General features: G+C 67.9%; 12 protein-coding genes. 6 read left to right on the top strand and 6 right to left on the bottom strand.

Translation table 11 applies throughout. The features are described from left to right. Positions 1-31: 31 nt before the first annotated feature. Together mnmC and DFR43_RS06325 are read right to left on the bottom strand one after the other, a co-directional pair. Entirely contained in the window at positions 32-1,954 is a 1,923-nt protein-coding gene (mnmC, locus tag DFR43_RS06330) for a bifunctional tRNA (5-methylaminomethyl-2-thiouridine)(34)-methyltransferase MnmC2/FAD-dependent 5-carboxymethylaminomethyl-2-thiouridine(34) oxidoreductase MnmC1 (protein ID WP_133596780.1), read from the bottom strand. Between the two features lie 9 nt (positions 1,955-1,963). Then, entirely contained in the window at positions 1,964-2,239 is a 276-nt protein-coding gene (locus DFR43_RS06325) for an oxidative damage protection protein (protein WP_133596778.1), read from the bottom strand. A 312-nt stretch (positions 2,240-2,551) separates the two neighbouring features. On the opposite strand from DFR43_RS06325, the gene DFR43_RS06320 reads away from it, so the two are divergent. The 3 genes from DFR43_RS06320 to DFR43_RS06310 are packed head-to-tail and all read left to right on the top strand — an operon-like array spanning position 2,552 to position 4,980. Beyond that, positions 2,552-3,328, top strand: coding sequence for a ferredoxin--NADP reductase (locus DFR43_RS06320; RefSeq protein WP_133597046.1), 777 nt, complete (start codon positions 2,552-2,554; stop codon positions 3,326-3,328). Positions 3,329-3,339: 11 nt separating this feature from the next. Further along, on the top strand, positions 3,340-3,858 hold the full coding sequence (locus tag DFR43_RS06315; protein WP_133596776.1) for a disulfide bond formation protein B: 519 nt from the start codon (positions 3,340-3,342) through the stop codon (positions 3,856-3,858). 3 nt (positions 3,859-3,861) lie between these two features. Next, a complete protein-coding gene (locus DFR43_RS06310) occupies positions 3,862-4,980 on the top strand; it encodes an NAD(P)/FAD-dependent oxidoreductase (RefSeq protein ID WP_133596774.1) in 1,119 nt (372 codons plus the stop codon). A gap of 18 nt (positions 4,981-4,998) precedes the next feature. Here the strand turns inward: DFR43_RS06310 and DFR43_RS06305 are convergent, their stop codons facing one another. After that, a complete protein-coding gene (locus tag DFR43_RS06305; protein WP_133596772.1) occupies positions 4,999-6,054 on the bottom strand; it encodes a quinone-dependent dihydroorotate dehydrogenase in 1,056 nt (351 codons plus the stop codon). A gap of 100 nt (positions 6,055-6,154) precedes the next feature. Here DFR43_RS06305 and rpiA point away from each other — a divergent pair, with 100 nt between their 5' ends. From rpiA to DFR43_RS06290, 3 genes are all read left to right on the top strand, one after another. Further along, positions 6,155-6,835 (top strand): ribose-5-phosphate isomerase RpiA, encoded by a 681-nt coding sequence (gene rpiA / locus DFR43_RS06300; protein WP_133596770.1) that lies wholly within the window; start codon positions 6,155-6,157, stop codon positions 6,833-6,835. 52 nt (positions 6,836-6,887) lie between these two features. Beyond that, complete coding sequence (parC, locus tag DFR43_RS06295) at positions 6,888-9,317, top strand: DNA topoisomerase IV subunit A (protein ID WP_133596767.1); 2,430 nt, start codon at positions 6,888-6,890, stop codon at positions 9,315-9,317. A 71-nt stretch (positions 9,318-9,388) separates the two neighbouring features. Next, on the top strand, positions 9,389-9,976 hold the full coding sequence (locus tag DFR43_RS06290; protein WP_133596765.1) for a Uma2 family endonuclease: 588 nt from the start codon (positions 9,389-9,391) through the stop codon (positions 9,974-9,976). A gap of 21 nt (positions 9,977-9,997) precedes the next feature. On the opposite strand, the gene DFR43_RS06285 is transcribed toward DFR43_RS06290, so the two are convergent. The 3 genes from DFR43_RS06285 to DFR43_RS06275 form a co-directional block, all read right to left on the bottom strand. Further along, on the bottom strand, positions 9,998-10,474 hold the full coding sequence (locus tag DFR43_RS06285; protein WP_133596763.1) for a RidA family protein: 477 nt from the start codon (positions 10,472-10,474) through the stop codon (positions 9,998-10,000). Positions 10,475-10,597: 123 nt separating this feature from the next. Continuing rightward, the gene (locus tag DFR43_RS06280) at positions 10,598-11,545 is read right to left on the bottom strand and encodes a transglutaminase family protein (RefSeq protein WP_133596761.1); all 948 of its coding nucleotides are present in this window, start codon (positions 11,543-11,545) and stop codon (positions 10,598-10,600) included. A gap of 6 nt (positions 11,546-11,551) precedes the next feature. Then, positions 11,552-14,143 carry a circularly permuted type 2 ATP-grasp protein gene (locus tag DFR43_RS06275; RefSeq protein WP_211338613.1) on the bottom strand — a complete coding sequence of 864 codons (2,592 nt, stop codon included), beginning with the start codon at positions 14,141-14,143 and terminating at the stop codon, positions 11,552-11,554. Positions 14,144-14,173 lie beyond the last annotated feature (30 nt).

Here is a 14,173-nt window from a genome sequence, read left to right as displayed (position 1 = left end):
TCATTCCATATGGAAATAAAGCAGGCGGTGGTCAACGCATGAAGCGGCCGGCCTGAAGGGCTTTGGCCAGCGCTGGTTCAACCGGCCAGGGCTCGCCGTGCAGCTGGGCCGCCAAGCATTCTCCGCCGAGGACAGACAGGGTCAGCCCCCGAGCGCCCAGGCCGGTGAAGACATACAGGCCAGACCAGCGCCCCGGATCGATGGCGCCAATGGCCGGCATGCGGTCGGGGAGGGTGCAGCGCACGGCGGCCCAGCCCTGGGCCTGCTCGATGGCGGGCGCCATGGCCTCGCCCAGAGCGGGCAGAAGCCGTTGCAGCCGCGCGAGGTTGGCTCGATGCCCCTCCGGGCTGACGGTGGGCTGGGTTTGGCCGCGGTCAAACGTGGAGCCAAGGATCCAAAAAGGTTGGCCCCCATCGCCCGGGATGCCGTGCAGGAAACTGCCGTGTCCGTTGACCGGCCAAGGCGGCAGCAGGCAGTTGGCGGCGGCGGGCACGGCCGACATGGGCCCCCAGCTCACTTGGCCGTGCAGCGGGTGGGCCGGCAGCGTGGCTTCGGCACCGGTGACTTGCGCCAGCAATGCCCGAGTGGCGTAGGCGCAGGCCAGGATCAGCACATCGGCTTCGGCCAGGGGGGAGCCGTTTGCGTCCAGAAGCCGCCAGCCTGCGGCCGTGCGCTCTGCGGTCCTCACCGGGCAGCCGCCGCGCCAGCGTATCCCCGGATGGCTGAGCTGCATGCGCACGAGCCGGGCAGGGCGAATCCAGGCGCCGCAGGCATGCCACAAGGCCTGGGCTTGCGGGGGCAGGGCGCTCGGCACGGTACGCTGGATGTCAGCGGGCGCGGTCCAGTCCGCCATCCAGAGGGCGGTTTCATCGTCAGCGGCCAAAGGCAGGGCGCGCTTGCCTTCCACCCGGTGCTCCAGCACGCCGGTGGGTGCCCAATCCTTGCCGTGGTCGAGCAGGGCATGGGCCCGTTGCAGCGTGGCCCGCACGCCGGCGCGGCTCAGGCGCGACAGGGGGGCGTCATCGGGCGACACGTGGGGGGCAATCAGCCCTGCGGGCAGACCGGATGCGCCAGCGGCAGGCGCCGCGGCGGCATCCAGCACCTCGACCGTCCAGCCGCGCCGAGCCAGGCTCCAGGCCGCGGCCGATCCGGCCAGCCCGGCGCCGACGATGACGGCCCGCCCCGGTGGCGCGGCGTGGTGCGCGGCGCGCCATGCGCGTCCGACTGGCCAGCGTGGCTCAAAGACCGCTTCGAGCCGGTGCCGCTTGGGCGGCAGTCCTGGGGCTTTGCAGACCCGAAATCCGTGTTGTTGCAGCGCATCGCGCACCGACCGGGCCACCGTCCAGGTGGCCAGCCCAGTGCCTGGGCGGCACAGCCGCGCGATGGCCTTGATCACCGCGGGGCTCCACATCTGGGGATTGCTGCGCGGCGAAAAGCCGTCGAGCAACACGCTGTCGGCCGGGGTGTCGATCAGGGGCAGGGCGCGTTCCACGTCGGCCACGTACAGGGTCAGATGCACCTGTTCGTCGTCGAGCACCAGCCGGTGTGTGCCGGGCAGCAGCCCCTTCCACTGGCGGGCGAGCTCGTCGGCCAGCGGTCGCAGAGCCTCGAAAGGCGCGGCGCTGCGCCGCAGGTCTTCGGCGCTCACGGGCCAGGCTTCGATGGAGCTGAAAAACAGCCGCTGCGGGCGGTCCGGGTCAGCGCGCCAGGCGTGCCAGGCAGCCAGGAAGTTCAGCCCCAGGCCAAAGCCGGTTTCCAGCATGTGCCATTGGCGCTGGCGTGCCCAGCGTGCCGGCGTTTGGCTGTCGGCCAGCAGGCCGCAGCCGCGCAGGAACACCTCTCGCGCCTGTGCCCACGGGCCTAAGGCATCGGTGCCGCGGCTGCGGTAAATGTCGTCAAAGCGGGGGCAGTGCGGCGTGCCGTCTGGCAGCCACGCCACGGGCGAGTCCGCCATCGGGCCGGCTCAGCCCTGGGTGGGCGGCACGTAGCCCGCGGCCTGGTCGGCGCCTTCGCCAAAGAAGTGCTTTTCCATCTGCCGGGCCAGATACTGGCGGGCCCTTGCATCGGCCAGATTGAGCCGGTTCTCGTTGACGAGCATCGTCTGGTGCTTGAGCCAGTCGGCCCACGCCTGCTTGCTCACGTTGTCAAAAATCCGCTTGCCCAGTTCGCCGGGGTAGGGGGGAAAGTCGAGGCCTTCGGCTTCCTTGCCGAGTTTGATGCATTGAACCATGCGTGCCATGAATCGTCCTTCAGATCGGGTTGGCGTTATGTGCAAATGAGTTTTTATTCTTTCGGGTTTGATCGGCAATGGGGCAGAATCCGCCTTCGCCGCTGCCAGCGCGTGGCTGCCCGCAACCAGCCGTCACTGTAACCCAAGCGCCCAAAGGCCCATGCCGTGGCGGGCTTGCGCGATGTCAAGGCGCTGGCAGCGGGCAGTGGCTACACTTGCGGCTGTCGCATCGGCTGGCTGGCAGCCCGCGCCATCGTCTTTTTTCTGAACCGTCGCCGCTCCGTGCCTGCCATGGCGGGGCGTCGGCCTGCTGCTTTCATCATGAGTGCATTCAACGAGGAACGTGTCCTGACGGTCCACCACTGGACCGACCGCCTGTTCAGCTTCACCACGACCCGGGATCAGTCCTTGCGGTTTTCCAATGGCCACTTCACCATGATCGGCCTGAAGCAGCCCAATGGCAAACCCTTGTTGCGTGCCTACAGCATCGCCAGCGCCAATTATGAGGAACACCTGGAATTTCTCAGCATCAAGGTGCCCGATGGCCCGCTGACCAGTCAGTTGCAGCACATCCAGCCTGGCGACAAGATCATCGTGGGGCGCAAGCCCACGGGCACATTGCTGATCGACTACCTGCTGCCCGGCAAGCGCCTCTATCTGCTGGGCACGGGCACGGGTCTGGCGCCGTGGATGAGCATCATCCGCGACCCGGAGACCTATGAGAAATTCCAGGAAGTCATCCTGGTGCATGGCGTGCGCCAGGTCAACGAACTGGCCTATTACGAGTACATCACCGTGGATTTGCCGCGGCACGAGTTCCTGGGCGAGATGGTCAGCAAGCAGCTGCGCTACTACCCCACCGTGACCCGTGAGCCGTTCAAGAACCGCGGCCGCATCACCACGCTGATCGAAACCGGCAAGCTGGAAGCCGACCTGGGGCTGCCCAAGCTGAATCCGGCCGAGGACCGGGTGATGATCTGCGGCAGCCCCGAGATGCTGCGCGACCTCAAGCGCATGATGGAAGAGCGCCAGTTCGTGGAGGGCAATACCAGCACGCCGGGCGACTTCGTCATCGAACGCGCCTTTGCCGAAAGCTGAGGTCTTTGATGATGAGCGTGAACAGCGTGTGGCATCTCCTCTCGGCCCATCCCCGGCGCTGGCTCCTGCTGTTGGCGGCTGTGTGCGCGGGGATGTTTGCCTTTGGCATGTATCTGCAGCATGTCGAGGGCTTGGACCCTTGCCCGATGTGCATCGTGCAGCGCTATGCCCTGATCGGCGTGGGGCTGGCGGCCTTGCTGGCCGCCGCATTTGCGCAGCGTGGCGCCCACATGGCTGGCGCGCTGGGCGTGGTGGTGATGGCGGTGTTTGGCGCGTTCACCGCCGCCCGCCAGAGCTGGCTCCAGTGGTTCCCCCCCGAAGTGCTCAGCTGCGGGCGCGATTTGTACGGCATGATCGAGAGCTTTCCGTTGCGCCGTGTCATCCCGATGGTGTTTCGCGGCACGGGTGATTGCTCCAAGATCGACTGGACCTTCCTGGGACTGACGATTGCCAACTGGTCCTTCCTGGTGTTCAGCGGCATGGCCTTGCTCGGGGCGCTGCTGTTCTGGGGGCTGCTCAAGCGGCGCTGAACCATGGACCGTGTCGATGCCGTGGTGGTGGGCGCCGGGGTCGTGGGCCTGGCGGTGGCCCGCGCGCTGGCCCTGGCTGGCCACGAGGTGGTGGTGCTGGAGCGCGAGACGGCCATTGGCACCGGCGTGAGCGCGCGCAACAGCGAAGTGATTCATGCCGGGCTGTATTACCCGGAAGGCTCGCGCAAGGCGCAATGGTGCGTGCGGGGCAAGGCGCTGCTCTACGCGTATTGCGCTTCGCGGCGCGTGTCACACCGCCAATGCGGCAAGTTGGTGGTGGCCAGCGATCCGGCCCAACTGGCCGCCCTGGAGGCCATGGCCGCACGAGCGCAACGCCTTGGCGTGCCGGTGAGCCTGCTGGACGCCGCGCAGGCCCAGGCCATGGAGCCGGCGCTGCGCTGCGTGGCGGCGCTGTGGTCGCCATCGACCGGGATCGTGGACAGCCATGGTTTCATGCTGGCGCTGCAGGGCGATCTGGAAGGCGCCGGCGGCATGGTGGCGCTCGCATCGACCTTGGAGCGGGCCGAGCCGACCAGCGACGGCTTTCACCTGCGGGTGCGGGCGGGAGCGGAGGTGTGGACGCTGGCCTGTCGGCGGCTCGTCAACGCGGCCGGACTGCACGCCTGCGATGTGGCCCGGCGCATCGATGGCCTGGGCCCCGAGTGGCAGCCCCGGCCGTATTTCGCCAAAGGCAGTTATTACGGGCTCAGTGGCAAGGCGCCGTTTTCGCGTCTGATTTACCCGGCCCCGCAGGATGCCTGGCTGGGCGTGCACCTCACGCTGGATCTGGGAGGGCAAGCCCGCTTTGGCCCCGATCTGGAGTGGCTCGACGTGGATGACCCTGCCGCCATCGACTATGCGGTGGACCCGCGCCGGGCCGACGCTTTCTATGCCGAGGTGCGCCGATATTGGCCGGGGCTGCCCGACGGCGCCCTGCAACCGGCCTACAGCGGCGTGCGGCCCAAGCTCTACGGCCCAGGGCAGGCCGCGCCCGATTTCCGCGTCGATAGCCCGCAGGACCATGGCGTGCCTGGTCTGGTGAATCTGCTGGGCATCGAGTCACCGGGGCTGACGAGCGCGCTGGCCATCGGCGAGCACGTGGCTGGCCTGCTGCGCGACTGACGCGCCCGCTCCGGCCAGTCAGACCCGGGTCTTGAGCAGGGCGCGGGCCACTTCGGTCACCAGGGCCGGCCCGTGGTAGATCAGCCCGGTGTAAATCTGCACCACATCGGCGCCGGCGTTGATCTTGGCGATGGCGTCTTCCCCACTGAGAATGCCGCCCACGCCAATGATGGGGAAATGCTTGCCCAGCCGTTCCCTGAGCAGGCGGATGATGGCGTTGCTGGCCTGCAAGAGCGGCCCCCCCGAGAGCCCTCCCGCTTCCTGCGCATGGGGCAGGCCCTGCACCGCGTCCCGTGAAAGGGTGGTGTTGGTGGCGACCACGCCGTCCATGCCGTGGCGCTTGAGCGCGTCCGCGATCACGCTGACCTGGGACTCGTCCAGGTCGGGGGCGATCTTGATGAACAGCGGGCGCCGCACCTGATGCTGCTCGGCCAGCTTCTGCCGCTCGTCTGCCAGGGCGCCGAGGAGTTGCTCCAGCGCCTCGTCGCTTTGCAGGCTGCGCAGATTCTGCGTATTGGGGCTGGAGATGTTGACGGTCACGTAATCGGCATGAGGGTACACGCCCCGCAGCGCGGCCAGGTAGTCGTCGGTGGCGCGCTCGATCGGGGTGGCAGCGTTCTTGCCGATGTTCAGCCCCAGCACCAGCCCGCCGGCCTGCGGGGCCTGACGCAAGCGAGAGCGTTGGACATGGGCCAAGAAAGCGTCCAGCCCTTCGTTGTTGAAGCCCAGGCGGTTGATCAGGGCGCGGCATTGCGGCAGCCGGAACATGCGCGGCTTAGGGTTGCCCGGCTGACCGAGCGGGGTGACCGTGCCGACCTCCACGAAGCCAAAGCCCAGGGCGGCCCAGGCGTCGATGCAGCGGGCGTTCTTGTCCAGGCCGGCAGCCAGCCCGACCCGGTTGGGAAAGGTCAGGCCGGCCAAGGTGACCGGGTCGCTGACGCGCGGTTGCGCCAGCAGCCCCATCAGCGGCGTGCGCTGGATGCGTTCCAGGTGGCGCAGGGTCAGTTCATGGGCTTCCTCTGCCTCCATGCGAAACAGAAACGGGCGAGCCAACCAGTAAGGCAGCAGGGACATTGGATAATCGCCGGTGTTGGGCGGGGCGACGTGCCCCGGATCGCACGGATTGTTGCAGATCGGCCCCGCAACGCATTTCATCTTCGGACATTTTTTACCCATGAGCACCCTGACCCAAGACGAACTCAAGGCCCTGGTGGGCCGTGCCGCCCTGCAATACATCGAGCCGGGGCAGATCGTGGGGGTCGGCACCGGCTCGACGGTCAACAAATTCATCGATGCGCTGGCCAGCGTCAAAGACCGCATCCGCGGCGCGGTCTCCAGCTCGGAAGCCTCCACGGCGCGGCTGCGCGCGCTGGGCATCGAGGTGTGGGACGCCAACGAGGTCGAACGCCTGTCGGTGTATGTGGACGGCGCCGATGAAATCGACCCCCGCGGCTGCATGATCAAGGGCGGTGGCGCGGCGCTGACCCGAGAAAAGATCGTGGCGGCGCTGGCCGATCGGTTCGTCTGCATCGCCGACGAAAGCAAATGGGTGGAGACCCTGGGGCGTTTTCCGCTGCCGGTGGAAGTCATCCCCATGGCCGCGCAGCAGATTGCGCGCCGTTTCGCAGCCTTGGGCGGGCAGGCCCGGTTGCGCTTGAAGGACGGGGCGCCATGGGTCACCGACAACGGCCAGCACATTCTGGACGTCAGCGGTTTGCGCATCACCGAGCCGCTGGCCTTCGAGAGCATGGTCAACGACTGGCCGGGCGTGGTGACCGTCGGCGTGTTTGCCCACCAGAAGGCCAACGTGTGCCTGCTGGGCACCGCGCAAGGCGTGCGCACGGTCGAGTTCTGACGGTTCGGATGCGCTGCGCGGTGGCGCTGCCTGTGCTCATAGACAATAAGGCATGAGTTTCGAATCCCTGCCTCCTTCCGACCCCCCACTTGCTGGCGCTTGCGCCGATGACCCCGACAGCCTGGCCGCCTACGCCCAGCGGGCCTATCTGGAATATGCGCTGAGCGTCGTCAAGGGCCGGGCGCTGCCCGATGTGTGCGACGGCCAAAAGCCCGTGCAGCGGCGCATCCTGTACGCGATGCAGCGCATGGGCCTGGGCTACAGCGGCCCGAACGCCAACACCCCTGCCAAGCCGGTGAAAAGCGCCCGCGTGGTGGGGGATGTGCTGGGCCGCTTCCACCCCCACGGCGACCAGGCCGCCTACGACGCGCTGGTGCGCATGGCGCAGGACTTCGCGCAGCGCTATCCACTCATCGACGGGCAGGGCAACTTCGGCAGCCGCGACGGCGACGGTGCCGCCGCCATGCGCTACACCGAAGCCCGCCTGAGCCGCATCAGCACCCTGCTGCTGGACGAGATCGATCAAGGCACGGTGGACTGGGTGCCCAATTACGACGGCTCCACCGAGGAACCGCGCCAGTTGCCGGCCCGGTTGCCGTTCGTGCTGTTGAATGGCGCCAGCGGCATCGCGGTCGGTATGGCCACCGAGATCCCCAGCCACAACCTGCGCGAAGTGGCCGACGCCTGCGTGGCGCTGGTCAAAAACCCGCAACTGCCTGACGACGACCTGTTCGCCCTGCTGCCGGGGCCGGACTACCCCGGTGGCGGCCAGATCATCAGCCCGACCGCCGACATCCACGACGCCTACCGCAGCGGCCGCGGCAGCCTGAAGGTGCGCGCGCGCTGGAAGATCGAAGACCTGGCCCGCGGCCAGTGGCAGCTGGTGGTGACCGAGCTTCCGCCCGGCGTGAGCGCTCAGAAGGTGTTGGAGGAAATCGAAGACATCACCAACCCCAAGGTCAAGGCCGGCAAGAAGGCACTCACGCAGGAGCAGACGCAGCTCAAGGCCAGCCTGCTGGCGGTGCTCGATGGCGTGCGCGACGAGTCCAGCAAGGAGTCGCCCGTGCGCCTGGTGTTCGAGCCCAAGAGCAGCCGCATCGAGCAGCAGGAACTGATCACCGCGCTGCTGGCCCACACCAGCCTGGAAACGTCGGCCCCCATCAACCTGACCATGGTGGGCCTCGACGGCAAGCCCGTGCCCAAGAGCTTGCGGCAGATGCTGGAGGAGTGGATCGCCTTCCGCCAGACGACCATCACCCGCCGCTCCCGCCACCGGCTGGACAAGGTGCTGGATCGCATCCACATCCTCGAGGGGCGGCAGATCGTGCTGCTCAACATCGACGAGGTGATTGCCATCATCCGAGCCAGTGACGAGCCCAAGGCCGCGCTGATCGCGCGCTTCAACTTGAGCGACCGGCAGGCCGAGGACATTCTGGAAATCCGCTTGCGCCAGTTGGCACGGCTGGAGGCCATCAAGATCGAGCAGGAGTTGAAGGAACTGCGCGAGGAGCAGGGCAAGCTGGAAGACATTCTGGCCAACCCGGCCAGCCTGCGCCGCCTGATGGTCAAAGAGATCGAGGCCGACGCCAAGACCTTTGGCGATGAGCGCCGCACGCTGATTCAGGCCGAGAAGAAGGCCGTGGCCGAAATCAAGGTGGTGGACGAGCCGGTGACGGTGGTGGTGTCGGCCAAGGGTTGGGTGCGCGCGCGCACCGGCCACGGGCACGACGCGGGGGGCTTTGCCTTCAAGGCGGGGGATGGCCTGTACGGCACCTTCGAGTGCCGCACGGTGGACACGCTCATCGTGCTGGGCAGCAATGGCCGCGTGTACAGTGTGCCCGTGGCCAGCCTGCCGGGGGCGCGCGGCGACGGTCAGCCCATCACCACCTTGATCGACCTGGAGCCAGGCACGCAGCCGGTGCATTACCTGGCGGGGCCCGCGTCGTCCATGTGGCTGCTCAGTGGCTCGGGCGGTTATGGTTTCCTGGCCACGGTGGAGGACATGACGAGCCGCTTCAAGGGCGGCAAGGCCTTCGTCACCCTGAACGAGGGCGAGACGGTGTGCCGCCCCGCGCTGGTCAGCGGCGGCATGGTGGTGCGGCTGGCCGCCCCGGACGGAACCGTGCTCGCCCCGCCCACTGCCCCGGAAGGTGGGGAGGCCCAGGCCGCGCTGGCACCGGCCACCCAGGTGTGCTGCGTCTCCAGCAGCGGGCGGGTCCTCACCTTCGATCTGAGCGACCTCAAGCACCAGCCCAAGGGCGGGCGCGGTCTCATGCTCATGGGGCTGGAGGGCAAAGACACCCTGGCCGGCGCCGTGGCCTACCTGCGCAGCGTGCGCATCGACGGCGTGGGGCGGGGTGGCAAATGGCGGGATGAAGTGCTGGAAATCCGCAGCCTCAACAACGCCCGCGCCGCCCGTGGCCGCAAAGGGCGCGACGCCAGCTTCGGCTTCAAGCCCACAGCCGTCTGGCGCGTGCAGTAAGGGGTGCGCTGAGGCGCTTGCCTTGGCGATAATAGGGCGTCACGCCCCCAGCCTTGGGAGACGACTCCGCCATGAAAGCAGAACTCTACCGGCCCCTGGACGAGGCGGAGTACCTCCGCCTCGAAGCCTGCAGCCCCGTGCGCCACGAATACGTGGCCGGGCAGATCTACGCCATGACCGGCGCGTCGCTGCGGCACAACATCATTGCAGGCAATGTCTACACGCTGTTGCGTCACCACCTGCGTGGCAGCCCCTGCCGCACGTTCATGGCGGATGCCAAGCTGCGCGTGGCCAAGCAGCAGAGCATCTACTACCCCGATGTGATGGTGACCTGCCACCCGCAGCACCAGCAGGTCGGCAGCGAGGATTTTCTGGTTGAGTCGCCGCGCCTGGTGGTGGAGGTGCTCTCCGAATCCACCGCGGGCACCGACCGGCGCGAGAAGCTGATGGCCTACCGCACCCTGCCCAGCCTGCAGGAATATGTGCTGATCGCGCAGGACGAGGCGTTGATCGAGATCTATCGCCGCGAAGGCGACATCGGCTGGCAGCGCATCACCTTGACGCCGGGCGACCCGGTGGCGTGGAGCAGCGTGGAGCTGACCACGGACTTTGCCACCATTTACGAGGAAAGCGGGCTGGCCCTGCCGCCGCCCGCTTGAGGCGATCGGTGAGGCGGGCCGTCAGGCCAGTTCGGCCATCAGCTCGATTTCCACGCACACGCCAAACGGCAGCTGCGCCACGCCGAAGGCGCTGCGGGCGTGCGCGCCCACCTGCGGGCCGAACACCTGCCCCAACAGCTCGGAGCAGCCATTGGTCACCAGGTGGTGCTCGGTGAAAGTGTTGGTGGAGTTGACGAGGCTGAGCACCTTGACGATGCGCTTGACGCCATTGAGGTCGGTGCCGGCGGCCACGCAAGCGGCGTGCAGCGTGCCCAGCAGGTCGATGGCCACGGCGCGGGCGGCGGCCTTGCCTTCGTCGGTGGTCATGGTCAGGCCGAGTTGGCCGACCCAGGGCTTGCCGTCGCGCTTGGCGATGTGGCCGCTGAGCAGCACCAGCTTGCCGGTGTGCACGAACGGCACGTAGGCGGCGGCCGGCGTGGCCACTTCGGGCAGTTGGATCTGTAGCGATTGCAGGGTGTCGTACACGTTGTGGGGCATGTGGGTGTCCTCCGAAGCAGGCCGGGGCGTTTCACCGCGAAACACCCAGCACGGTCTGTCGTGTCCGATTCTATGCAGCGGTGCGAGGGGGGCGGTGTGCGCACGGGGCCGGGGATGGGCGGATCAGGCGGTTTCATTGCCCATGAGCGTGGCCAGTTCTTCGGGCGGCGCCACGGTCACGGCCACATCCAGGGTGTGCTCGCCGCCACCCTGGATGACGCCCCGCAGCGGCGAGACATCGCCAAAGTCGCGCCCGACGGACAGGATGACATAGTCTTCGCCGGGGCGATGCAGGCCGCTGCGGTGGTTGGTGGGGTCGAAATGCGCCCAGCGTGTGGCCTGAGCAGGCTCGCCGGCGCTGGGTGGCGCTTGGACATGGGGAACGGCCACCCAGGCGTGCGATGCATCGGCGCCGATCAGGCGCGGCTGGCCCGCAGGCGGGTGGGTCAGCAGGTAGCCGCTGACATAGCGGGCCGGCAGCCCCAGGCTGCGCAAGCAACCGATCATGATGTGGGCAAAGTCCTGGCACACGCCCTGCCGCTGGGCCAGGGCTTGCTGGGCCGGGGTGTTGACGGCCGTGCTGGCCGGCAGGTAGCGCAGTTCGGCGTGGATCAGCGCCATGAGCGCTTCACAGGCTTGCAGAAAAGGCCGCCCAGGGGTGAAGACCGGGCGAGCGAAGTCGGCAAACGCCTCGTGGCGTGGCGCATAGGGGGAGGGAAACACGAATTCCGCGCTGGGCTCATATGGGGCTTGGGCGCGGTACTGCATCCGTTCGCGGACCGATTCCCAAGGCGGGCTGTCGGGCAGGGGCTCGCCTGCCTGGGTCTGGATCAGGCTGTCGGCCGTGACATCGAGCGTTTCGTGCGGGCTTTGCAGGGCAAAGAAGGTGCGCCAGTTGCCAAAGGCATCGCGGATGGTTTCCTGCAGGATCGGCGTGGGCGCGATATGCAGATCGTGACGCAGCACCGTCTGTCCATGATCGTCCAGCGGACGCAGGTGGGCCAGGTGCTGGGCCAGCACGACCGGCGCCTGGTAGGCGTAGCGAGTGTGGTGCAGGATGCGCAGCCGCATGGTCGTTCAGAGCAGGAAGCTGCGGTTGACCCGGTCCGCATGGCTGAAGTACAGATGGCCCAAACGGTCCGACAGGTCATAGGCCGCCTGGGTGCAGGTCTGCAGGAGTTCGATGAGGCCCAGGTAGGCGTTTTGCTGCCCGGCGGGGCCGGACATGGCGCCGCTGAGGGCGATCAGGTCCCAGCTTTGCGGATCGGGCAGGCCTTGCAGCAACTGATCGGGGCCGCCCACATGGGCCGTGGGGAGCTTTTGCAGGCGGGAGCGCAGCGTGGCCAGCACCCAGGCCAGTGAGCGGGGATTGTCGCGTTGCGTGACCAGCATGTCGAGCAGGGCCACCAGGTCGCGCCGCTGCTGGTAATGGGCGTGGAAGGTGATGGTGCTGTCGAAGAAGGTCAGCAAGGCTTCGAACCCGCTGTGCTCGAAGGCCGCCCCGCTTTGCAGGGCTTCGGCCAGCGCGTGAGACAGCGTGGCCAGCCGCTCGATGTGGCGGCCGATGCTGAGCATGCGCCAGCCGTCATCGCGCATCATGCGGTCGGTCTGCGCCCCGGTGATGGCGGAGAGCAGTTCGCTGGCCTGCTCCAAGGCGTCCAGCGCTTCTTGGGTGGCAAAGTCGTCATCGGCGCCCAGGCCCTGGGTTTGGGCGCTGAATTCGGCTTGCAGGCGTTCGATGAGGTTGCGCTGTTCTTGCGACAAGCGCTCGCGCACATGGCTGGCGGCGCGGCTGAGCGCCTTGAGGGTGTAGCCCACGCTCTGGGCGGGGGAGTCGGGGCTGAGCATGGCCAGCAGCGCGCGCTCGAACACCCGTGGCGACTGCTGGGCATCGGGCACCGCTGGCAGCACCAGGCCGTTGTACTTGGCGCAAGCCGACAGCCAGGCCTGCAGTTCGGGGCTCGATTCGCCTTCGCCCTCGCTTTCACCCTGCAGGCTGCGCAAGGCGGTGCGGGCCAGCCGCACGCTGTTTTCCGCGCGTTCGGTGTAGCGGCCCAGCCAGAACAGGTTTTCTGCCGAACGGCTGGTGACGATGCGTTTTTGCATGGCCATGCTCAGCGTGCTGGGGGCGCTGTGCAGCAGGCTGGTGCGGTCCACCTCGCCATCGGTCAGGACCCAGCAGTCGGCGCTGCTGCCGCCACGCTGCATGGAGGCGATGGCCTGGCCGGGTGGGGCGAGCCGGACCATGCCGCCCGGCAGCACCCGCCAGGATTGCGGTCCGTCGGCCAAGGCAAACACCCGCAGCATGGCCGGCCGGGGGGCGATGTCGCCGCCGCGCCAGGTCGGCTGTTGCGACAAGGGTAGATACGCCTGCAGGGTGTATTCGTCGGGCTGGCGCACGATGCGCCCGGTGATTTGCTCCACCCCGGCTGGGGTGAGGCTGGGGCCGATGACGGCTTCGCTGCCCCAGTGTGGCCAGGTGCTCTTGACCACGCTTTGCTTGATGAGCGGCAGCCCCTGGTGCAGGCTGGCCGCCTCGCCACACCACCAGGTGGCCAACGACGGCAGAGCCAGCGGCTCGCCGAGCAGGTGCTCGCAGATGGCCGGCAGAAAACCCAGCAAGGCGCAGGACTCCAGCGGCGCCGAGCCGGGGGCATTGGCCAGCAGCACATGGCCTGCGCGCACGGCCTGCATCAAGCCCGGGACGCCCAGCGCCGAGTCGCTGCGCAGCTCCAGGGGGTCGAGCCACTGGTCGTCGAGCCGCTTGATGAGCACGTCCACCGGCTCCAGGCCATTCAGCGTTTTGAGGAAGACGCGGCGATCCCGCACCGTCAAGTCGCTGCCTTCGACCAGGCTCAGGCCCAGGTAGCGGGCCAGGTAGGCGTGCTCGAAGTAGGTTTCGTTGTAGGGCCCAGGGGTGAGTAGGGCCACGCGCGCTTCCCGCCCTTTGGGCGACAGGCTGCACAACCCTTGCATCAGGGCTTTGTAGCTGGCGGCCAGCCGTTGCACGCGCATCTCGGCGAAGGCTTTGGGGAACTGGCGCGAGATGGCAATCCGGTTTTCCAGCAGATAGCCCAGCCCGGAAGGGGCCTGGGTGCGGTGGTTGACCACCCACCAGCGCCCATCGGGGCCGCGGGCGAGGTCGAACGCGGCGATGTGCAACCAGGTGCCCCCCGGGGGCTGCACGCCCTGCATGGGGCGCAGATAGCCAGGGTGGCCTTGCACCAGGGCAGGGGGCAGCAGCCCGCGTTGCAGCAGTTCGCGGGGGCCATACAGGTCGGCCAGCATCTGGTTGAGCAGCCGGGTGCGCTGCAACACCCCCGCTTCGATGGCGGCCCACTCAGTGGGTGTCAGGATGAGGGGGAACAGGTCCAGCGCCCAGGGGCGTTGCTGGCTGTTCTCGTCGGCGTAGACGTTGTAGGTGACGCCGTTGTCGCGCAGTTGCTGCTCCAGGCTGTGGCGGCGGCGGTTGAGGTCGCCGAAGCCTTCGAAGCCGAGCCATTCGAAAAACCGGGCCCAGTGAGGGGCCAAAGGCTGCCCGCTGCGTCCGCCCACGCGCAGCTCGTCATAGTGGCCTGGGGCGGCAGGCAGGGCCGCCTGGGCGGCCAGCGCGCAGACGCTGGTGGCGCCGGGGTCGTCGTCGAACAGGGGCAGCGGGGTTTTCGTCACGGGCTGGCAGTATGCCGCAAAGCGCAGCAG

Source organism: Tepidicella xavieri (genome assembly GCF_004363315.1).
GTDB classification, from domain to species: domain Bacteria; phylum Pseudomonadota; class Gammaproteobacteria; order Burkholderiales; family Burkholderiaceae_C; genus Tepidicella; species Tepidicella xavieri.
This window is presented reverse-complemented; position numbering and strand designations above follow the sequence as displayed.